Source organism: Oceanobacillus sp. GQ8 (assembly GCF_059758495.1).
Window position 1 is genome coordinate 54,836 of record NZ_JCAXEV010000003.1, and the last position, 20,872, is coordinate 75,707.

A 20,872-nucleotide genomic window follows, 5' to 3' on the forward strand; every position below is an offset into this window, starting at 1 on the left:
GAAGGATTATAGGCACCAAATCAGATATAGGTCAATTGGTATAATTCACCGTTGAATAATGTTTATCAAATCTATATTCATCATAACAGTAGATGGATATTAAAACATTAACAATAACAGCAGAAATATTAGAGTGGTAGTTGCCCATAACAAATATTTATTTAATTTTCCGTCATGATAGTTACTTAACTTATAACCTGCACCTACAAATATTTTAGCCATTTGACGATAAATATCCTGATATAGAAGTCTATCGTATTTTTTTACTATATATTTCTTAAATAAAATAAATATAAGAATAGACCAAAGAAAGGGTTGAATTCCGCTTAACATATGTTTTATTTCGAAATAATTAATATCTACATTAATATTCGTTAAAGTTTCTAACAAAAAAGGATTAAGACCAATCAATATCATCATAACAGTTAAAAAGCCCATTCCTAATTGCATGCTAATGGGTGGCTTTTCAGCTAAGTTCCTATTACTTTTATAGAAAAATACATAATAGATAAATTTTAAAAACATGAGAGAGGTCCCAAAACTCATCAGGTCCAGACCCAATTTTAATAATGGGTCATGTAAAGCATCTTTAATAATGGTTTTACTCATATAGCCATTAAAAAAGGGAACGCCAGATATCCCCATAAAAGCTACCAATGTTGCGATAGAAGTTATCGGAAGTTTGCGGCGAATGATCTCTAAATTTTCAAAATCATCCTTCCCTGTTGTATACATGACAAATCCCACTGCCATAAATAATACAGTTTTATATAATATGTGATTAACCAGGTGAAACATACCTCCTGCAATTCCCGCTGCAGTACCAATACTAATACCAATAATCATATAGCCAACTTGGGTTATGATCGAATAGCTCAATAATTTACGAACCTCGTTTTGCCTTAGGGCCATTACAATTCCAAACAAAGCTGAAATAAGACCGGCATATGCCAAAATATTTATCCCCGATACAAGACGAGCCATTACATATACGCCCACTTTTGTCGTATATATCGATAAAACAACTGCAACATAAAAAGGAGCTTTGCTGTAAACCCATGGCATCCATGTATGGAAACCGACAAAGGCCAGCTTAACTGCTATTGCCATTAAAAAAAAGGGAATTCCAGCCTCTATAGCATTCAAAGATAAACTACCTGTAGCAGAATACTGTAAAAATATCCCCCATAATAAACTCAAACTGCCAGCCACGTGCATTAGAAAATAATAATACCCCGTTTTTTTAGTGAAATCGCTTGCTATTATAATAAGAAAAGAAGAACTGATCGTCATTAACTCCCAGAAAACATATAGAGTAAACAGATCACCGGAAAAAACCACGGTCAGGGCACTACCAATAAACACAAATATTAGCCTTAATTTAGGTAGGGAACATATATTTATCGAATAAATTACAGCAGCTAAGCCACCGACGGCAAAAATTAATCCCGTTAATTTACTAATACTATCTACGCTAAAAGGAGTTAGAGTATAAGAGAGAAAATCCAGGTGCAGTCGATAACCAGGTATTAAATAAAAAGTAACGATAAGGGCTCCTGTAGCAATAAGGGAAGATAGGATGTATTTGATTTTATCCTGAAAGGGTAAAAATAATAGTAAAGCACCTGTTAAATATAAAAAACCCGGAGTAATCATCTTCAACCTCCTAGTAATATTCTTATGTAATCCCTGTTTTCTAGCAAAAATGTTGGGATTTTATTAATAAGATTTAAAGGTAATGATGGTACTATACCAAATACAATACATAAACTACCTAGAAAGATAGTAGGTAATTTTAAAGATAAACCGGCTTTTTCCATTTCTAGTTCTTGTTCGTCTTTTGTATATAATGTAACAATTACTTTTAAATAATACGTTAAAGATAAAAACGTGCCCACCAGAATAAAGAAGGCAGCATAAACAAAGCCAGCTTCTAGAGCTGCTTCAACAATAAGCCATTTACTCATAAATCCATTGAAGGGAGGCAGTCCCACTATAGCAAGGGAAGCAACCACAAAAGTAAAGGAGAGTATGGGGAATTTATAACCTAGTCCTTTAATATCTTCTATTTCAACAGCGGCTATACTATAATTAAAAATTGCTACAACAAAAAATAACGTCCCTTTCATTATGGCATGATTTATAATATGAAAACTTCCAGCAATTAAGCCTGCTTCAGTTCCCACAAATAATCCGATCATGATATACGCTATTTGGGCAATGCTGGAATATGCAAGCAGCCGGTTTAAATTTGATTGCTGATAGGCTAAACAATGACCAATAATAAAAGTAATGACTCCCCAGAAAACTACAATATTTAACATTCCACTTTCATCCAGAAAATCAATGCCAAATATTATATATAATACTCTTATTAATGCATATACAGCAGATTTCATCACCAAACCCGAAGATAAAACATTGTAAGGAATTGGAGAATCTTCATAAGCATCAGGTAGCCAAGCATGCAGAGGAATTAACCCGATCTTTATTGCATAGCCAAAAACAAAAAAGGCCATAATTGTACTTTTAATCTTAAAGGGGATATCTTCAAATGCTAGGGAGATTTCAGCCATATTTAGAGTTCCAGTTAAATAATAAGTTAAAATTGTAGCCAGTAAAATAAAAAAGCTCCCCAACGTAGACATTATCAAATACTTAAAAGTACCTTCTATTCCCTTATCAGTCTTTTTGTGCAATGAAAGAGCGCAAGAACTCAGAGAACACACTTCCATAAATACATAAAGATTGAATAAATCAGTGGTAAGAACCATTCCTGAAATACCGGCTACCATTAAATATGCAAAAATAAAATAGTCATGTTTAATAAATTTATTATATTTCATGGAAAAAATAATAAAAGGTAAAAATAATATCGCTATCATTAACAAAAACATGGCAGAAAAAGGATCCACCATTAAATTTATTCCCAAAAGCCCCCAATCACCAATACTGTAAACTTTTGGCGGATAATTATTAGTAATAACTAAAATTAATAAAAAAAGATAAATGATCGCACTACCGGTTACCAAAAGGAAAAAAAACTTTTTAAAATATAACTTTGAAATACTAAGAAAAAATGCGGTTAATAAAGGTAAAATAATAACCCAAACAACAGCTTCCATTATTAACCTCCTAAAGAAAACTTGGTTAACGCCTAGCCTTTGGCGAAGTGCGATAGCCTAGTTGCGCTTATACTTAGAACGTAAAAATTTTCAATACGTCGAATCTGCTTCTTCGCTAAAAATTTTTTTAACGTGCAAAAATAAAAATTATCCTCTCAATTTTCGAATCTCATCAATGTTTAACGTTCTATATCTTTTATGTATCTTAATTACCATCGCCAGCATGACAGCTGTAACACTTCCCCCGATAACAATGGTAGTTAGGGCTAGTGCCTGAGGGATAGGATCGACTACAATTTCATATCCTTTGTCTAAAATAGGAGCAGTTCCATCCGGTTTATAACCTACGAGCATTAATAATAAAATTAAAGAAGATTCTACAATAGTAACCCCAATAACAATCTTTATTAAATTTTTTTTGGTAATGATCGTATACATTCCTAGACAGAACAAAATGATTACGACAGCATATGGTATTTCCACTATTATTTCTCCTTAATTAAACTATTAAAAATGATGGCCAGACCAGCTCCTACTTTTAACCCAATCATTAAATTGATGTAAGGTATTAACCCGGCACTAAACACTTCTCCAGCATTTCCGGTTCTGAAATAGGCTTGTCCGCTGGCAAAAAAATTGCTCCCGGTGAGTATGCCTAGTAATCCCAGTAAAACAAAACCTATAGCTCCTATATCTTCTACTAACTTTTTTTGGTCAGGCTTGAATATATATTCGGAGAATGCAACACTATAGGTTATTGTCAGTAGAATGGGGATGATAGACAGAACAACTCCTCCAACAAAGCCACCGCCAGGACTAATATGACCAAATAATATTAAGTACGCTCCTAAAACGGCTAAATATGGGATAATCAATTTCACTGTTTGATTAACAATACTTTTAAATGTTGTACCAACCATTGTTGCTTTAGTTATAGGAACCAGAAAAGCTAAAATAGTAGCAGCAGTTAAAATCATCGTTGCTTCACCCAAAGTATCAAAAGCTCGGTAATCATATAGGACAGATGCAACTAAATTTGTCGCTCCGGTTTCCTGTACACCTTCAGAAATATAGTGTTCTGATAAATATCTTTTACTATCGCTATCAAGATTATGTATGTCATAAAATAAGAATAATAAAAAAACAGCGAACGTTATAACAAGGCCTATTTTATAAAGCTTTTTAAACCTTTCATTTAGTCTACTCATTTCTTCCATACTCCGTTTTATTTATAGTAATTACAAAAAAAGCAGTCGTTAAGCCAGCAGTCATTATTGCTCCAGCGAGAGCAACACCAGGAGCCTGGAGTATCACAAAAATAATTACCAGAATTGCACCGAATAGGGGAAGAGTAATAACGGAATTTGATAGATCTTTAGTAAATACCATAAAAAATGCGGTAATTATTAAAAATAGTAATAACAGGTAAAATATGATATCTATCACGACTGTACCTCCAATCACTTATCTAAATCTTTTTTTGTAAATGTTTTGGATATAAGATTATAATTATTATCAAAGCTGGCAATGACATGAATGGCTATCGGATTCGTAATGAATAAAAAAAGCATAATGAGCATTAGTTTTAATGAAGCAAAACTAATGCCTTCGAGTACGATACATCCCATGAAAACTGAAATAACTCCGGCCATCAGACACTTAGATCCGGCATGTAATCGGGTATACAAATTAGGAAAACGAAGCAATCCCACAGTAGTACTGAACAAAAAATATATACCAGTTATAAAAAATACAAAAACAAATAGTTGTCTTACACTAGGAATGAAATCAATCACCAACTCCACCTTTCCATGATTTCCCTAAATATTTAGCCATTATTAAAACGATGATAAATAAGGAAACCCCATAAACCAAAGCCACATCAATAAAAATTTTTCTTTCAAAATAATAACTTAATAAAACTAAAATCAGTAAAAACATGACACCTATACAATTCATGGCAACTAGTCTGTCAGGCAGACTGGGGCCTTTAATGACTCTGTAGAAAGTTAAAATAGCAGATAAGACAATTGCTAGTATTAAATAGAGCACTACTATCACACTCCAATTGAATAAAAAAATAATAATCATGTACTTAAAAAAGCAAGTTAAAAGGTTGAATCAATTAACTATTTTCGCAATCAAATTATGATGCTTACGGATACGTGCTTTCTTTGTTTCTTCTTCATCTTCACTGTGAACATCGATCCAGTGAATAAAATATTGTTTATTTATATGGTCGAAATCCATAGCCAGAGACCCTTGAGTGAATGTTATAAAATAGGCTAAAATTGCAATACTGTTTGAATCTTTAAGAGGTGTTTTTATACTAACGATTCGGGGAGAAAATGAAGGTTTAATTTCAAATGCATGTCTGGATACTCTGACTGCAGATAAAAATACATCATATATATAAGCACTAATTACCATAAATATGTAATATATTTTTAAAAAAATTTCTTTAGCCGCATATCTCATTTGTACTGATCTATGGACATTACCTGCTAACATAAGCGATATAATAGAACAAATTATAGAACCCAACAAGAATACCTCGATATTAACGCGGCCAGCAAAAACAAACCATAATGCCAAAGTTATAATAAATGTTAATAATTTTTTGTTCAAATGATGTACCTCCCTTTAAATTTAGTAAAATTGGCTACCACAGTTGTAATCAATGGAAAACAAATTTAGTAGTTCTTATTATTACCATAGGATGAGTTATTATTATTAAAATATTTAAATTCTAAGGATAAGGAGAAATCCAATGCGGTATTTTCGTTTTTGGGACACCTACAACTGTAGGCATGTTGAATATTCGGCAAAAAATGAATACGTAGAGCATATAGGGAATGGCAAAAGGCAGATAACCAGTGCGTCTTGTAGGTTTATTAATACACGAGAACTGAACAAATAGCAGAAAATCTCACTGGAACAATTGCTGCGAGCTACTGAAAATGTTGGGTTTAATAATGTAATAGGTGCCTTTCGTAATAATTCAAATGGTGACCATGGAACACTATTTTATGAAAAGTCTGTTCAGGGGAAACATTAGTTATTACATTAACTGATAGCTTCTGTATGTTGCATGAAAATGAATAACAAGCAAATTTGTTTGATGAAATTGAAGGAAGATGGAACCTAATCGAAAATGTTTGGACAGAAAATAATCTAAAGTTAGAAGTAATTTGATGGGAGCTTGAACATTTTTTGGTTCTGAAGACTATTACACCTGAAAGGTATTTACACTCTCATTAATGTGTACATTCAACATCTAATAGGAAGCCATTAAACGGGTATTAAAAAGGGAAATATATTTATTATTATAGAAGTATTTCTATTGAGAGTAGTCAACAAATATCCGTGATATAGATCACTTTAACCACTTTCTTTTCAATTTTCATCCGATACAGATATGAATCTATATGATGTATGGAGCCTTGTTTTAACATATATGTAATAAGAAGACGACAAAACAAAAAAAGTAATTGTTGCACAGTACAACGATACTACGCATTCACTCGTTTCATTAAATGAACGTTTTACTGACTCCTAATTTTGGTGGTTAGTATTTTCCTAGTCTAGTACCAAAGTGCCTTTAATTAAGTATGATATATCCCCAGATACAATAATAAAAAGGTGAACAGCCCAATTACTGTTCACCTTTTCCATCCTTATTTTTCACCAAATACGAATGCCCATTCTGATCGTTTAGCGAGAAACTCTTGTGCTAATGCTTTTGCACCTTCTAGACTATGACTTGCTGCCCAACCACATTGTACTTCATTACATGCTGGAACTTCTGTTGCTTCTAGAATATCTTTTAACGTTGCTTCCACAGCATCTAATACTTCGTCGTAGTTATCATGATTTATAACCGATAAGTAAAAGCCTGTTTGACATCCCATTGGGCCTAAATCAATGACACTACTGTGATGGTTGCGGATATTCTCAGCCATTAGATGTTCAAGTGAATGGAGCGCAGGCATTTCCATATACTCCTGATTTGGTTGTTTTAGGCGAAGATCGTACTTGTGAACAACGTCACCGTTTGCCCCAGTAGTCGTTCCTGCTAGACGAATATAAGGTGCTCTCACCTTTGTGTGATCAAGATTAAAGCTTTCTACGTTCATTTTTTTAACCATGTTATTCCACCCCTGATTTTTTATTTTTTCCTGGATTTGTATGCTTTTTGCTAGACTAGAAGTTTCGTTAAGCTGTTTTTTTATCACCATTAGCGGCTTTCTTTTCCTTATATCTAGGGAAGCCAATTAGAATGGCAACAATCCCACATAGAAGGATTGCAATCGGGTAGAAGGAATATGGCAAGATGCTAATTGGTGAAATAGCTGCTAATCCTGCAGCGGCAAGCATTTGCCCACCGTATGGAACGATACCTTGCCAACCGCCAGCAAAAATATCGAGAATACTTGCTGTTTTTCTAGGGTCGATATCGTATTCATCGGAAATATTTTTTGCTAAAGGACCTGTCACAATAATAGAAATGGTGTTGTTGGCAGTTGCGATGTCGGTTGCACTTACTAAACCTGCAATTCCAAGCTCCGCACCTTTTTTCGTTTTAATTCTACTCGTTACAAAGTTTAATAACCACTGAATCCCGCCGTTATGTTGGATAATTCCAATCATACCACCAATTAATAAGGCAACGATGGCGATATCCTCCATGTTCAGGATTCCCTGTGAAACAGCTTGCACAAATCCACTCAATGTATAGGAACCGTCGACTAAGCCAATGATCCCAGCAAACACGATTCCGCCTATTAATACGACTAACACATTAACACCAGCTAACGCAGCAATTAGTACCGCTATATAAGGTAAAACCTTCACTAAATCATACGAATAATCGCCAATGGTATCAATTCTAGCTCCAGCGGTAACGATCCATAAAAGAATAGCTGTTACGATTGCTCCAGGTAGGACAATGAAAAAGTTGGTTTTAAATTTATCACTCATTTTTGTTTTCTGGGTCCGGACAGCTGCAATGGTTGTATCGGAAATCATCGATAGATTATCACCAAACATTGCACCACCTATGACGGTTCCCATCGCAAGCGCCATTGGTATGCCTGTTTGTTCCGCGATTCCAATTCCAATTGGTGCTAGCGCAGCCACTGTACCCATGGATGTGCCCATTGAAACAGAGATGAAGCAACCTACAATAAAGAGTCCAACCATTAATAGATTAGGAGGAATAACGGATAATCCCAAGTTTACGGTGGAATCTACAGCACCCATGTCCCTAGCTGTTTGAGCGAATGCCCCAGCCATTACAAAAATAACAGCCATTAAGATAATATTGGGATGTCCTGCCCCTTTCGTAAATATATCAATTTTGCTAGATAATTTTTCTTTTCTGTTCATGGCAAGAGCAAAAGCCGATGCAATAATAATCGCAACGTTTAATGGCATATTGGAGAAGTCTCCAGAAATAACGCCAGTGCCAATAAATAGTAATACAAAGATAAGCAACGGAAGTAGTGCAAATGCATTTCCTTTTTTCGCATTAGCCATCAAAATATCCTCCTTCGATTTGGTTTTTAGTGGGTAAGCATGTAACAAAAGATTAGTTCATTGTCATCCCACCCGTAACATTAATTCCTTGGCCAGTCATGTAGTCTGAGTACGTTGACGCAAGAAAAACAACGACATTCGCGATGTCAGCTGGTACAGCAGTTCTTCCTAATGGAACTTGTGAATCATCTTCTTGTTTAATATCTTCAGCCTGAAGACCGCGTAAGTTTCCACCAATCACTCTTTCTGATTGTTTCATCGTTGTTTCTACAATACCTGGGCAAACGGCATTGACATTAATATTGTCTTTGGCTAGTTCTAGTGCAGCCACTTTTGTCATCCCTAGTACCGCGTGTTTTGAAGCAACATAGCTACCCATTAATTGATAGCCGTTTTTTCCAGCTTGTGAGGCGATGTTAATAATTTTTCCACCGTGGCCTTGACTTTGTAGTTGTTTCGCAACAGCTTGCATGCAAAGGTACACTCCTTTTGCATTCACATCGATTGTTTTATCCCAATCTTGCTCTTTTATATCTACAAAATAGTCCATAGTGGAAATTCCCGCATTATTGACTAAAATGTCAACTCTGCCGAAATGGGCAATAACCGATTCAACCACCTTGGTTACGTGCTGTGGATTGGAGACATCGGCCTGCACATGAAACGTATTAGCTGTTGTTTCATCGTGGGTTTCAGCCATATCCACAACAGCAACCTTTGCACCGCAATCTAAAAATGCATCCACAATCGCTTTACCAATTCCATTGGCACCGCCAGTGACAATAGCCACTTTATCGGTCAAATCCATCGTATACATAGAAAACGCACTCCTTTCTTGTTGGCCTGCTGTACTTTATTAATGCAAACAAAAAAGCCTCTTCTATAGCAAAGAAGAGACTTTAAAACGTCAACGTTAAAATACTCTTCTTATCTTCAAGCGTTACGCTTCTGGAATTGGCACATTACTCTTAAAGAGCTGCTGCCGAGGTATCGTAGGGCCAGTCCCTCCACCTCTCTGGATAAGAAAAATCGCAATATGTAATTTGTAGATTAAAGATACAGGAAAATGAAATAACCGTCAAGCGATTTTTTTGATAATTAATAAATAGAGAGATGATGTTTCGCTTTGTAGTATTTAGGAGGTCTTGGTTTTTTAAAAAAAGAGCAACGCCCATTTGTCAGCGTTGCTCTTTATTCATTATTAGTCCTCGCGTTTATCTTTTCCTCACAGGGATCCATACTTCACTATACGCGTAATCCGCTTTCTGTTCATCCATTTTAGTAAACGAAAAGCTAGGAGCAGGGATCACTTCATAATCGGAAGAGGGGAGCCATTCTGAATAGGTCTTTGCCATGGTCTCTTGCAGTGTTGATGGGAACGGTCCTTCATTAGGGAAAATCGCCCACGTACAGGCATCAACAGTTACTTTATCTAATTGATCACTGACGTTATCTTCCGTTGTTAATACACCGATCAAGTGCGTTAAATCGCCTTCCTCTTTTAAAAATTGAGCGTCCGCATCATAGGAAGCATTCACGATTTCATAGGGTTCTAAATTTTGCAGGGAATGCATCTCCTCTTTTTGTTCGTCCGTAATGCTCTTCGCAAGCTCCACAATCGCGTTATTAACCCCTTCAAATTGCATCGGCACACGTTTACTTACACCAACTAAATTAAATGTTGGCTTATCTTCTATTCTAAATTCCATTGTAGTTCCTCCTTGTACTGTTATGACAAATGTGAACTTCGGAAACGTTTTGCTTACTCCTCTTTTCATTACTTCTGAGGGTAGAAAACCATTCCACTTTTTAAATGCTCTCGTAAAGCCGTCCACTGACTGATATCCATATTTGAAAGCAACATCTGTTACTTTTTCTCCTCGTAACAAATCCTTATTTGCTTCGGAAAGCCTTCTGTTTTTTATATACTCATTTAGTGTCATTCCGGATAGGTAAAAAAATATTTTCCGAAAGTGATAATCGGAAACCCCGGCATATTCAGAAATAGTTTCAAGCGACAGATCTTCTGTTAACCGTTCTTCAATATATTCAATGACTTGGTTTAGTTCCTTTAACACGTTATCCCTCCTTTCTGTCTAAATGATAGCAAAGTAATATTTTAAATACTCGACTTGTTTAATGTAATAAATATCGGTTTTTAAACTTGGAAAGCATGGATCTGCTGCAGCCATATAAAGTGGCTGTCTTTTTATTTAAGAAAAATTTAAGAATTCCCTAAGAGGAAATCAAGAATTGCACCTTAAGATACACATATAGCAAAACAAAGGAGGTCACAAATTGAAACAAATGAGCACTAAAAATCATATTGGACGTTTCACTTATTTTGGTTTAGCAATAATCTTTGTAATTTGTATTTTCATTCAACTATTCTGGGGCGGCATGGCTACTTTCGTGAACCCAGTTAACTGGCAGAATCATGTGGAGTTCGTTCATCAGTTTGGGTTTATGATACCAATCTTAATGCTTATTTTTGCATTCCTAGGTGCCGTTCCAAAGCGGGTTTATGGACAACTGCTTGCACTAACCGGATTGATGTTCTTTATGTATTTTACAGCAAACATTACAAGAACTATACCGTGGCTCGGAGCTATGCACCCTGTTGTAGCAATTCTATTATTTGCAATATCTATTGGGATTTTATTTAGCTCTTGGAAGCTTATCAGCAAGAAAAACATTCAGAAAGGATGATAGTAACATGAGAATATTTTTGGCTATTATTGTTGGTGTGGTTGGCGGATTTATATTAGGCGTGGCACTTTCTAGTTTTATTGGAATTGTAGGAATGACACTATTTGATGAACCATTTGGGATTAAATATTTGTCCTATTATACGTCTTTCCTTTGTGCCATTTTAGTACCAATCATCGATCAAAAAACGTTAAAAAAGTAAAGAAAGAGGAGTGACTAGTGGAACAAACATAAGTCCTTGCACCATAGTTAAGCTGTCAAGGGAAACTTGGCGGCTTTTTCTTTTATCACGCGCTCATTTGTATCATAATAAAGATAAGGGAAAACTGTAAATGAAGAAGGTGTGGAGCGCATGTCGATTAAGATGAGATTAATCCTTTCTAATCTAGGAATGATAGTTATTCCGGTGGTATCTTTATTGTTGCTTCTTGTAATATCCGATTACTTATTTTTTTATATTTTTAATGGCGACACGAACGCAGAAAATTTTGGTTCCTTTGAAGCGTTGCGTTTCAGTGCGTTGATTGGTATTTTGATTTTAACCAACGGCCTCCTCACGTATTTTGTTTCCAAAAGCATTTTAAACCCTATTAAAAAACTATCTAATGCAGCAAAGGAAATTAGTCAAGGAAATTTAGACTTCGAAATTGTATCAGATTCAAAAGATGAGATCGGTCAATTATCTAACACTTTTGAAGAGATGAGAAAAAAGCTAAAAGAAGCAGAAGTAATGCAATCACAATTTGAACAGAACCGACAAGAGCTTATAGCTAGTATTTCTCATGATTTAAAAACACCGCTAACTTCTATTAAAGGTTATGTTCAGGGCATACAAGATGGGGTGGCGAATACTCCGGAAAAATTAAATCGGTATATGGACAGACTTTATAAGAATGCATCCGAGATAGATAGTCTAATTGATGAGCTGTTCCTATATTCCAAATTAGACTTACAACAAATTTCTTTTCAGTTTGAGGAAGTGGATTTGAGGTTACTGTTTGCTGATTTTATTGAAGAATTATCTTTTAAGCTAGAAAAGGAACACGGGAGAGCGATACTTACCTACGACAATGAAAATGCTTATATTGTGAAAGCAGATCGTGATAAATTGTATCGAGTCGTAACAAATATTGTGCAAAATAGTTTGAACTACATGGATAAAGAAAAAAAGGACATGAAGATTAATCTTACTTCTTTTCCGAAGGAGGTAATGGTTGAAATAAGAGATAATGGTGGAGGAATTAGCAAGGAAGATCTACCTCACATTTTTGAAAGCTTTTATCGAGCAGATGCTTCTAGAAATTCATCAACAGGTGGGAGTGGCCTCGGGTTATCCATTGCCAAGAAGATCATAGAAGGTCACGGTGGAAAGATCTGGTCTGAAAGTACTTTGGGCGAAGGTACCAGCATATATTTCAAATTAAAAAAGGTGAAGGAATGAAGAAAATATTAATAATTGAAGATGAAATGGATATAGCAGAATTAGAAAGGGATTATTTAGAGGTTAATGGTTTTGATAGTGATATTGCATCAACAGGTGAGGAAGGACTACAACTGGCAAATTCAAATCATTATGACCTGATTTTGCTAGATTTAATGTTACCAGGATTAAATGGATTTGATCTATGTAAGGAATTAAGGGAAAAAATGGATATCCCTATTTTAATGGTAACAGCTAGAAAGGAAGATATTGATAAGATTAGAGGGTTTGACCGAGGTGCAGATGACTATATTGTAAAACCTTTTAACCCGAATGAATTAGTTGCAAGAGTGAAAGCACATATTTCAAGGTATGAACGCTTAATTAACCGTGAAAAAGAGCATGAAGTGTTACAAATTAAAGGGTTGATTATCAATCGAGATTCACGAGAGGTCTTTATTCAGAATGTGGAAGAAAAATTCACAGCAAAAGAATTTGATTTATTACTATTTCTGGCAGAAAATCCAAACAGAGTATTTACGAAAGAACACCTATTCGACCGCATATGGGGATTTGATTCTGTTGGAGACATTACAACCGTTACAGTGCATATTCGTAAAATCAGAGAAAAAATAGAGGAAGACCCATCCAACCCAAACTTTATTGAAACAATTTGGGGAGTGGGGTATCGTTTTAAAGAGGATAGGTAGTTGTTGGTGTAAAAACACTGCTTCTTAGGGAGGGGAGTAGTGTTTTTATGGGGATATATTAGCTAGATTAATTCATCTATGACCTATCATTAGGTCTTCCAGCCATTAATTTAAACAACCCTTGTAAGCACGGAAATTGGTAAATACAGGTTAAGGAACGGTATGGTAATATAAAGAAAGTAACAAGATATGAGGGATACATGGTGACAATTCCTGAACGAATCGGTTAGTAAAAATTTTAGGTGAGAGGAGGGAACGTATGCATAACGATGGCAGTCTCCATGAAAAAGAAGGAAGATCTGTTTTAGTTTTTGAACGTCACTATCCAGTTGCTCCTGAAAAAGTGTTTCCATTTATAACAGATCCCCAATACTTCACCCAGTGGTATCCATTTGCTACTGGCGATATGGATCTAAAGGTTGGTGGAAAGATAAAGTTTGATGATGGGGAAGGATCAACCTATGAAGCGGTGATTACCGAATTCCACCCTCCGTATTCCTTTTGTTTTAAGGAAATGGAGGACCTTTTAGAAATAAGCATACAGGAGGCAGATCAAGTCTGCACCATGACGTTCAGTCATACATTTGACGATCGAGAAATGGCGAAATATGCAGCAGCAGGTTGGCATAGATGCTTGGATGCTCTTGGTCAATTAATCCATGGTCATCCAATAGAATGGGAAGAAAATGGCCCTGAGTTACGTGAATACTACAAAGAAAAGTTTGAATGATTATGGTATTTTTGGTAATCGAATGCACCATAAATATGACGATCAACTACGGTTGGTCGTTTTTTTATTGTGGGAATTTCATGTAGACTGATAAGTGGTTTTACAGAAGCTACAGGCCCCCTTGTTAATACTTTTTCAATTAAATAGAGAAACACAACAGCTATAATGTCAATGACATTAATAGGCAATTCATCCATAATAAAATAATTAACAAATAAATTGCTGAAAAAGAAAGGTGTGTTGCATGTGGATCCTGTTAGCCAAGATATTCAAGATATGTCTATTAAATCCTTGGAGTCAACTTTTAATAAACTTTCCAATGCTTATAAAAGCATGACTGAAAAAGGTTCAAATACGACTGTTGTCAAAAAAAGACGCAACGCAGTAAAAATCGGTTTAGAAAGCCTCAAAGGCATATGGTATGGGGAAAAGTTTATTTATCCCGGTGCAAGCGTCCGTAATACCCACTTCACAACATGAAGTGAAACAGTGATGTATAAATAGGAATAAACGGACGCTAACACCCCGATTCGTTCAACTAACAATCAGTGGGGGAAGAATGAAACACCCACTGAATGAAGTTTCACTTTATGACAAAGAAATCATTATTACTTCTAAAGAGATACTAGAACGTGTCATGCCATCAATCGAGAAACAAATAGAAAATGCAAAAGAAGGAAGCTCACAAAAAACGATAAATGGACGTCGCGTAACGGCGCTTAAACTGACAATCGAATCTTTAGAGAATCGTCTTTAATAACTCTGTTTTGCAGACTAGGGAACTGACGCTCCTGTTAGACCATTATTTTGTCCTGAAATATTGGAATGTGGTAAAGTTTGTGGGGGAGAAACCTTGAATAAAGGGTTAGCACATTGTAAATAATTTAAGGAATATTATCCAGCTTAGGAGGTAACAACATGACTAAATGGGAACTAACAAAACGATTTGATTCCTCATATGGTACGGTTCGTTTTGATGTGGCTGGGCAAGGTCCCCCACTCGTATTAGTACATGGAACACCGTGGTCATCATTCAACTGGAGACATATTGTTCCTGCCTTGAGTGAGTGGTACACGGTATATTATTACGATCTTTTAGGGTATGGCCAATCCGAAAAAAAAGAGGGGCAGGATGTTTCATTAGGTGTTCAAAATGAAATTCTAACGGAACTGCTTAAATATTGGGAGTTAGACGCTCCAACTATTATTGGGCATGACTTTGGTGGGACAACCGTTTTGAGGACACATTTATTAAATAAAGTTCCATTCAACAAAATAATATTAATGGATCCAGTTGCTATTGGACCATGGGGTTCTTCCTTCTTTTCCCATGTGAATGTACATGAAGAGGCATTTAAAGGAGTACCTTCTTTTATACATAAGTCCATCATATCAGCTTATATTGAAGGGGCACAATACAGTAAAATGAGCGAGGAAACAAAAGAGGGGATCATTCAATACTGGTTAGACGAGAAGGGTCAACCTGCATTTTATAGACAGATTGCCCAAGCAAATCAAACCTACACAGATGAAGTTGAACATCTGTATAGCGAAATTAGCACCCCAACTTTATTATTATGGGGAGAAGAGGATGAGTGGGTACCAATCGAGAAGGGATATACCTTGCACGAAAAGATAATAGGCTCCCAATTCAAACCAATCCCACTTGCGGGTCACTTGGTACAAGAGGAAGCGCCCGCTGTGGTATTAGGGCATATTATTAAATTTTTAGAGGGAAATGAGTGATGGAGCGTTCGCCTGAGAAGGCCATAAATTAACTATGATAAAGGTAAAAACACTCTAGATGGGTGTTTTTTTTGTGGGAAGAAAAACGTAATAACGATCTTATTTAGAATGTGCTTAGAATCATACAAACTTCCTAAATCTGCTGTAACTTCCTTTCACTAAGTTAATAAAATTTATTACGATTAAAATCAGCAACACTTGTTTCGAAATAGTACCAACACGCCGTCCATTTCAGAGTTCCTCCCTATAACGGTATTTCACCAAAAGATCACATTTTGATTTCAATTAATCAAATATAATTAGTATTGTATATTACTTAATCTATGGGACGAGGAATGGTCTATTTGCCATTCGGTCCCAACTTATTTATCCCGGTGGAACCGTCCGTAAGACTCTCACTTCTAAACATGAAGTGAAAACCGTGATGTTTAAATGGGAGTAAACCGACGCTAAGACCCCGATTCGTTCAACTAACAATGAGTGGGGGAAGGACGAAACCTCCCACTGATTGAAGTTTCACTTTATATTACTCGGTAGATTCATTAGGTTACTCGATCTTCAGTACAACTTTGCACAATACGATGTGGTTCATTTGGTCTTATTATGTCGGCTATATTTTCATACAATATAGGTATAGAACATACTACTTATGAACTATTGATTAGGGGGATAAAGATGGATCAACGTAGTATGGCAGTATTAAATCAGTTATTGATTCAAGATTCATACATTACCATTCAAGAACTTGCAACCTTGTTAAATGTATCACGACGCACAATTTATAGTGACCTTGACAAAATAAATAATTGGCTTAATGACCATCAATTAGAAGAGATCAAGCAAGTGAGAGGGCAAGGCATATATATCGATGAACAAACTAAAAAAGATATTACTGCCAAACATTCTTCATCAAGAGCGACGTACTACGAATTCTCTCCTGTAGAAAGAAGGGCTTGGATTTATATACATGTTGTTGGGGAGAAAAAGGCTTACTTTTTAGAGGATATTAGACAAATTTTTGAAGTGAGTCGAAATACAGTCCTAGATGATATTAAGAAGCTTAAAGAAGAAATGAAAACGAACCAGTTATATTTTTATTCTGATCGCAAGACTGGGTACTCGATAAAAGGAAATGAAAACGATATCAGAAGGCTGTTGATCTATTATCTATCTTTAGTTACACCAAAAGAAAGCTGGTACAGCATTTTGTATAATTTACAAAATTCTTCTCTCAACATAGAAGACCAGGCTTTTAGACCATATTTAAGCTTTGATCTTTCATTGGTGCATCTCCTAAGGCAATTATTACAGAAGCATGAGCAGCGTTTTAGGGTGGAGTTTACTGATGAAGTTTTTAATAATATTGTCGTTTGGTTTCACTTTTTCTTAAAGCGAATAGAGCAAGGGAAATTTGTTGAGGTAGATTTAGTTGAGAAGGAAGTAATAAAAACGACTGATGAATACGCAGGCGTTAAGTCCCTTTGTAACTACTTATCCGACTCGTTAAATACGGAGATGCCGTCTGATGAAATTTATTATTTTGCCAAGTACCTCCTTAGTGCAAAGGTTAATTATAACTTTAGGCCAAAAATGGAAAGCGAGGAAATGAAAGCACTTCTTCAGGTTGTTGAAAAGATGGTCTCCTCTTTTCAGTTACATGCTGCAATTGAATTTCAAGAGCCAGAGCAAATGATCCAGAATTTGCTACTACACTTAAAGCCTGCGTACTACCGGATTAAATACGGAATTGAAGTAGAAAATGTTTTACGGGATTCGGTTAGCCAAAATTATTTTGAGGTGTTTCATCTAACAAAGAAAGTAGTCCATCATTTTGAAGATTTGATTGGTGAACCCATTAATGAAAACGAAATTGCATATATTACAATTCACTTTGGAGGATGGCTTCGTAAGGAAGGGGTGATGCTCGAACAAACTAGGAAGAGAATGCTTATTGTTTGTACGAATGGACTGGGTACATCGAGGTTATTAGAAAGTCAACTTGAGGGGCTTTTCACTGATGTAGAAACGGTAGGGGTAACCTCCTTAAGAGAGTATGAAAAAATGGATCTAAATGTCGACTTTATTGTGTCGACCATCCAGCTTACCGAAAGAGGAATCCCGGTCTTTGTTGTGAATCCTGTATTGGATAATAAAGACAAAGAGCAGCTATTGAAAAAAGTAAACAGTTTGTTTGATCGTACATCAAGAAAACAAGTTTACTCTGTAGAAACAGTCCTGGATATTGTTCAAAGATACGCTACTATCGAGGATAATGAATCCTTATCTAAGGAGCTTCGAAGGTATTTCCAAGCACCTCTTAATGTAGAAAATGAAAATAAGAAACCGAACTTAAATGAACTTTTACCACCTGAAAGAATTTTGATGAAGAAGCAAGTAGAAGGCTGGGAGAAGGCAATAAAGGTTGCCGCTGAACCTTTGTTGACACAAGGATATATCCAAGAGAGTTATATTATAGAAATGATTAAAAATGTTAAGAGGTCTGGTCCTTATATTGTTATATCCCACCATTTTGCCCTCCCCCATGCGAATCCAGATGATGGGGTAATAAAAACGGGGATGAGCATGCTCCATTTGGAAGAAGCTGTTGACATATTAGGGAAACCTGTACAAATTATAGTTGTTTTGGCTTCACGGGATAACGAACAGCATTTAAAGGCATTAGCGCAGCTAACGAAACTATTTTCTGATAAAGCGACTATGGAATATATGCTGCAAACAACGGATAGACGTGAAGTAAATAAATTCATACAGACATATTCAACGGAGATTAATTAAACAGCAAGGGATAGGTGAGTGAAAGAGATGAGATTTTTAGAAAAAGACATTGTATCAGTTGGTGTAGACGCAGCGGATGCAGAAGATGCTATTGAAATTGCGGGAGACTTACTGAGGCAAGCTGGACTTGTAGAAAAATCATACATTGAAGCGATGAAGTTTTCCTATCAAAAAAACGGACCTTACTTTGTACTAGCGCCCAGTATTGCCATTCCACATGCACGACCAGAGGATGGGGTAAATGAGGCTTCTGTTTCATTTGTGCAATTAAAGGAACCTGTGGTGTTTGGTCATTCTTCAAACGATCCGGTACGACTTGTGTTTGGGTTAGGGGCATCTTCGAGTGAGGAACATATCACCTTACTACGAAAATTAACTGGGCTACTCAATGACTCTGCCAATGTTGAAAAATTAACTTCGGCAACGACTTATGAAGAAATAAAAAACATTTTAGAAATGGAGCGATAAGCGATGATGAAAGTACTTACTGTTTGCGGACTAGGTCAGGGAACAAGCTTAATCTTGAAAATGAATGTTGAACAAGCATTAGGAGATAAAGGAATTAGTGCGGAGGTGGAGCATATGGATGTTTCGACTGCTTCAACAATGCAGGCGGATTATATCATTACAAGTAATGAATTAGCAGAAAGCCTTGTGGAGCATAGCGCAAAAGTCTTTATAGTTAATAACTATTTTGATATGGAAGAAATAAACAATGCAATAGATGAGAACATCGAAAGTTAAATTAACGGGGGGGAAATGTAAATGGATGCTATTTTTTGGGTTGCAACGAATATTTTTGGGCAAGCAGCGATTCTACTAGGTTTCATCGTTCTATTAGGATTACTACTACAGAAAAAAACGGCGAGTCAGGTAATTAGCGGTACGTTTAAAGCCATTATTGGTTTCTTAATCATAAGTGCTGGTTCCACCGTAATCACAGGAGCGTTGACTGTTTTTGAACCGTTGTGGAAAGAAGTTTTTAACCTTTCGGCAGAGCCGCTTGGTGATTTCATGGGCCAAGAAGCTTTTAACGCTAAGTATGGTAGTGCAGTTACTTTAGCAATGACGTTAGGATTTGTTATTAACGTTTTACTAGCTAGGTTTACTAGATTTAAATATATTTATTTAACTGGTCATATGATGTTCTGGACAACCACCATTTTTGCTGGAATTGTTGTTCAAACTGCTGGAGATGTTTCCTTCGGTAAACTCGTTATATTCTTAGCCGTGTTTATGGGGTTATATTGGACACTTCAGCCTGCTATAACTCAGCCTTTTATGAGGAAGATCATGGGAAATGATAATATCGCACTCGGACATACATCAGCCTCTGTATCCCTATTAGCTGCTTTGGCTGGTAAGTATTTAGGTAATAAAGAAAATGATTCTGAGAAAATAAAACTACCAAAAGGGTTAGAATTTCTCAGAGATTCGAACGTTATTACCGCATTGACAATGGGTTTATTATTCTTAGTTGGAGCAATAATTATTTCCTTTAAGGACACACCAGGGGCTCAGGCGCTAGTAGATGCTGCTGGAGATCAAAACTTTATTGTTTACTCTATTATACAGTCATTCACATTTGCTGCTGGTATTGCAGTTGTACTACTAGGTGTGCGTATGTTCATTGGGGAGATGGTTCCTGCCTTTAAGGGAATTGCAACGAAAATTGTACCTGGTGCGAAACCAGCCCTAGATAGCCCAGTTGTCTTCCCTTTTGCACCAAACGCAGTAATCCTAGGATTCTTGGGATCATTTGTTGGGGCAATAATTTGGTTGGTGATATTAGGGAATACAGTTAGCTATGTGTTTGTACCAACGATGATCGTGCTATTCTTCCACTCTGCTACTGCAGGGGTATTTGGAAATGCCACAGGTGGGGTAAGAGGTGCGATCATGGGTGGTTTTATTACCTCAACTGTCGTGGCATGGGGACAATTTGTAATGGTGAAAATGCTTTTACCTGGTACAGTACCAGATACAGCAATGTGGGCAGCAGATTCCGACATGTTCATCTTAGGTCCAATCATCCGATTTTTAGCGCAATTATTTTTCTAGAATAAGAGAGTTAGGGGATGTATGTCCCCTTTTTCAA

Annotated in this window: 24 protein-coding genes, 1 pseudogene and 1 riboswitch; of the genes and pseudogenes, 12 read left to right on the top strand and 13 right to left on the bottom strand. The window is 36.1% G+C overall.

Annotated elements, in window-relative coordinates; genetic code table 11:
* Positions 1–99: 99 nt before the first annotated feature.
* The 12 genes from AC6CHS_RS09245 to AC6CHS_RS09300 all read right to left on the bottom strand — a co-directional run bounded on the left by AC6CHS_RS09245 (position 100) and on the right by AC6CHS_RS09300 (position 10,741).
* A complete protein-coding gene (locus tag AC6CHS_RS09245; RefSeq protein WP_498235748.1) occupies positions 100–1,656 on the bottom strand; it encodes a proton-conducting transporter transmembrane domain-containing protein in 1,557 nt (518 codons plus the stop codon).
* Between the two features lie 2 nt (positions 1,657–1,658).
* Complete coding sequence (locus tag AC6CHS_RS09250) at positions 1,659–3,125, bottom strand: complex I subunit 5 family protein (RefSeq protein ID WP_498235749.1); 1,467 nt, start codon at positions 3,123–3,125, stop codon at positions 1,659–1,661.
* A 147-nt stretch (positions 3,126–3,272) separates the two neighbouring features.
* Entirely contained in the window at positions 3,273–3,608 is a 336-nt protein-coding gene (locus AC6CHS_RS09255) for a sodium:proton antiporter (protein WP_498235750.1), read from the bottom strand.
* 2 nt (positions 3,609–3,610) lie between these two features.
* Entirely contained in the window at positions 3,611–4,333 is a 723-nt protein-coding gene (gene mbhE / locus AC6CHS_RS09260; RefSeq protein ID WP_498235751.1) for a hydrogen gas-evolving membrane-bound hydrogenase subunit E, read from the bottom strand.
* Positions 4,326–4,571 carry a Na(+)/H(+) antiporter subunit B gene (locus AC6CHS_RS09265; protein ID WP_498235752.1) on the bottom strand — a complete coding sequence of 82 codons (246 nt, stop codon included), beginning with the start codon at positions 4,569–4,571 and terminating at the stop codon, positions 4,326–4,328. Before AC6CHS_RS09265 ends, mbhE begins: the two co-directional genes overlap by 8 nt.
* A gap of 14 nt (positions 4,572–4,585) precedes the next feature.
* Entirely contained in the window at positions 4,586–4,930 is a 345-nt protein-coding gene (mnhG, locus tag AC6CHS_RS09270; RefSeq protein WP_498235753.1) for a monovalent cation/H(+) antiporter subunit G, read from the bottom strand.
* Complete coding sequence (locus AC6CHS_RS09275) at positions 4,914–5,177, bottom strand: monovalent cation/H+ antiporter complex subunit F (protein WP_498235754.1); 264 nt, start codon at positions 5,175–5,177, stop codon at positions 4,914–4,916. The genes mnhG and AC6CHS_RS09275 overlap by 17 nt, the downstream gene beginning before the upstream one ends.
* Positions 5,178–5,246: 69 nt before the next feature.
* A complete protein-coding gene (locus AC6CHS_RS09280; protein ID WP_498235755.1) occupies positions 5,247–5,753 on the bottom strand; it encodes a Na+/H+ antiporter subunit E in 507 nt (168 codons plus the stop codon).
* 1,049 nt (positions 5,754–6,802) lie between these two features.
* Positions 6,803–7,273: an S-ribosylhomocysteine lyase gene (locus AC6CHS_RS09285; RefSeq protein ID WP_498235756.1), complete on the bottom strand. Its 471-nt coding sequence runs from the start codon at positions 7,271–7,273 to the stop codon at positions 6,803–6,805.
* A gap of 67 nt (positions 7,274–7,340) precedes the next feature.
* Positions 7,341–8,663 carry a Na+/H+ antiporter NhaC family protein gene (locus AC6CHS_RS09290; RefSeq protein ID WP_498235757.1) on the bottom strand — a complete coding sequence of 441 codons (1,323 nt, stop codon included), beginning with the start codon at positions 8,661–8,663 and terminating at the stop codon, positions 7,341–7,343.
* A 52-nt stretch (positions 8,664–8,715) separates the two neighbouring features.
* Positions 8,716–9,480: an SDR family NAD(P)-dependent oxidoreductase gene (locus AC6CHS_RS09295; protein WP_498235758.1), complete on the bottom strand. Its 765-nt coding sequence runs from the start codon at positions 9,478–9,480 to the stop codon at positions 8,716–8,718.
* A 107-nt stretch (positions 9,481–9,587) separates the two neighbouring features.
* Positions 9,588–9,689: riboswitch (SAM riboswitch) on the bottom strand.
* Positions 9,690–9,877: 188 nt separating this feature from the next.
* Complete coding sequence (locus AC6CHS_RS09300) at positions 9,878–10,741, bottom strand: AraC family transcriptional regulator (protein ID WP_498235759.1); 864 nt, start codon at positions 10,739–10,741, stop codon at positions 9,878–9,880.
* 229 nt (positions 10,742–10,970) lie between these two features.
* Between AC6CHS_RS09300 and AC6CHS_RS09305 the strand changes: the two genes are divergently transcribed.
* From AC6CHS_RS09305 to AC6CHS_RS09325, 5 genes are all read left to right on the top strand, one after another.
* Complete coding sequence (locus AC6CHS_RS09305) at positions 10,971–11,372, top strand: DUF6220 domain-containing protein (protein ID WP_498236452.1); 402 nt, start codon at positions 10,971–10,973, stop codon at positions 11,370–11,372.
* A gap of 7 nt (positions 11,373–11,379) precedes the next feature.
* Positions 11,380–11,574, top strand: coding sequence for a DUF5957 family protein (locus AC6CHS_RS09310; RefSeq protein WP_498235760.1), 195 nt, complete (start codon positions 11,380–11,382; stop codon positions 11,572–11,574).
* Between the two features lie 150 nt (positions 11,575–11,724).
* Positions 11,725–12,813 (top strand): sensor histidine kinase, encoded by a 1,089-nt coding sequence (locus AC6CHS_RS09315; RefSeq protein WP_498235761.1) that lies wholly within the window; start codon positions 11,725–11,727, stop codon positions 12,811–12,813.
* Positions 12,810–13,502, top strand: a complete 693-nt coding sequence (locus AC6CHS_RS09320; protein WP_498235762.1) for a response regulator transcription factor — start codon at positions 12,810–12,812, stop codon at positions 13,500–13,502. The genes AC6CHS_RS09315 and AC6CHS_RS09320 overlap by 4 nt, the downstream gene beginning before the upstream one ends.
* A gap of 259 nt (positions 13,503–13,761) precedes the next feature.
* Entirely contained in the window at positions 13,762–14,232 is a 471-nt protein-coding gene (locus tag AC6CHS_RS09325) for an SRPBCC family protein (protein WP_498235763.1), read from the top strand.
* Here AC6CHS_RS09325 and AC6CHS_RS09330 read toward each other — a convergent pair.
* A complete protein-coding gene (locus AC6CHS_RS09330; protein WP_498235764.1) occupies positions 14,211–14,429 on the bottom strand; it encodes a hypothetical protein in 219 nt (72 codons plus the stop codon). The genes AC6CHS_RS09325 and AC6CHS_RS09330 overlap by 22 nt on opposite strands.
* Before the next feature lie 49 nt (positions 14,430–14,478).
* Between AC6CHS_RS09330 and AC6CHS_RS09335 the strand changes: the two are divergent.
* From AC6CHS_RS09335 to ulaA, 7 genes and pseudogenes are all read left to right on the top strand, one after another.
* Positions 14,479–14,673 (top strand): annotated as a pseudogene (locus AC6CHS_RS09335) (hypothetical protein); the annotation flags it as partial.
* 118 nt (positions 14,674–14,791) lie between these two features.
* Positions 14,792–14,989, top strand: coding sequence for a hypothetical protein (locus AC6CHS_RS09340; RefSeq protein WP_498235765.1), 198 nt, complete (start codon positions 14,792–14,794; stop codon positions 14,987–14,989).
* 161 nt (positions 14,990–15,150) lie between these two features.
* A complete protein-coding gene (locus AC6CHS_RS09345) occupies positions 15,151–15,978 on the top strand; it encodes an alpha/beta fold hydrolase (protein WP_498235766.1) in 828 nt (275 codons plus the stop codon).
* A 675-nt stretch (positions 15,979–16,653) separates the two neighbouring features.
* Entirely contained in the window at positions 16,654–18,774 is a 2,121-nt protein-coding gene (locus AC6CHS_RS09350) for a BglG family transcription antiterminator (RefSeq protein ID WP_498235767.1), read from the top strand.
* A 27-nt stretch (positions 18,775–18,801) separates the two neighbouring features.
* Positions 18,802–19,242 (top strand): PTS sugar transporter subunit IIA, encoded by a 441-nt coding sequence (locus tag AC6CHS_RS09355; RefSeq protein WP_498235768.1) that lies wholly within the window; start codon positions 18,802–18,804, stop codon positions 19,240–19,242.
* Between the two features lie 6 nt (positions 19,243–19,248).
* Complete coding sequence (locus tag AC6CHS_RS09360; RefSeq protein WP_498236454.1) at positions 19,249–19,518, top strand: PTS sugar transporter subunit IIB; 270 nt, start codon at positions 19,249–19,251, stop codon at positions 19,516–19,518.
* A gap of 21 nt (positions 19,519–19,539) precedes the next feature.
* On the top strand, positions 19,540–20,835 hold the full coding sequence (gene ulaA, locus AC6CHS_RS09365) for a PTS ascorbate transporter subunit IIC (protein WP_036575836.1): 1,296 nt from the start codon (positions 19,540–19,542) through the stop codon (positions 20,833–20,835).
* Positions 20,836–20,872 lie beyond the last annotated feature (37 nt).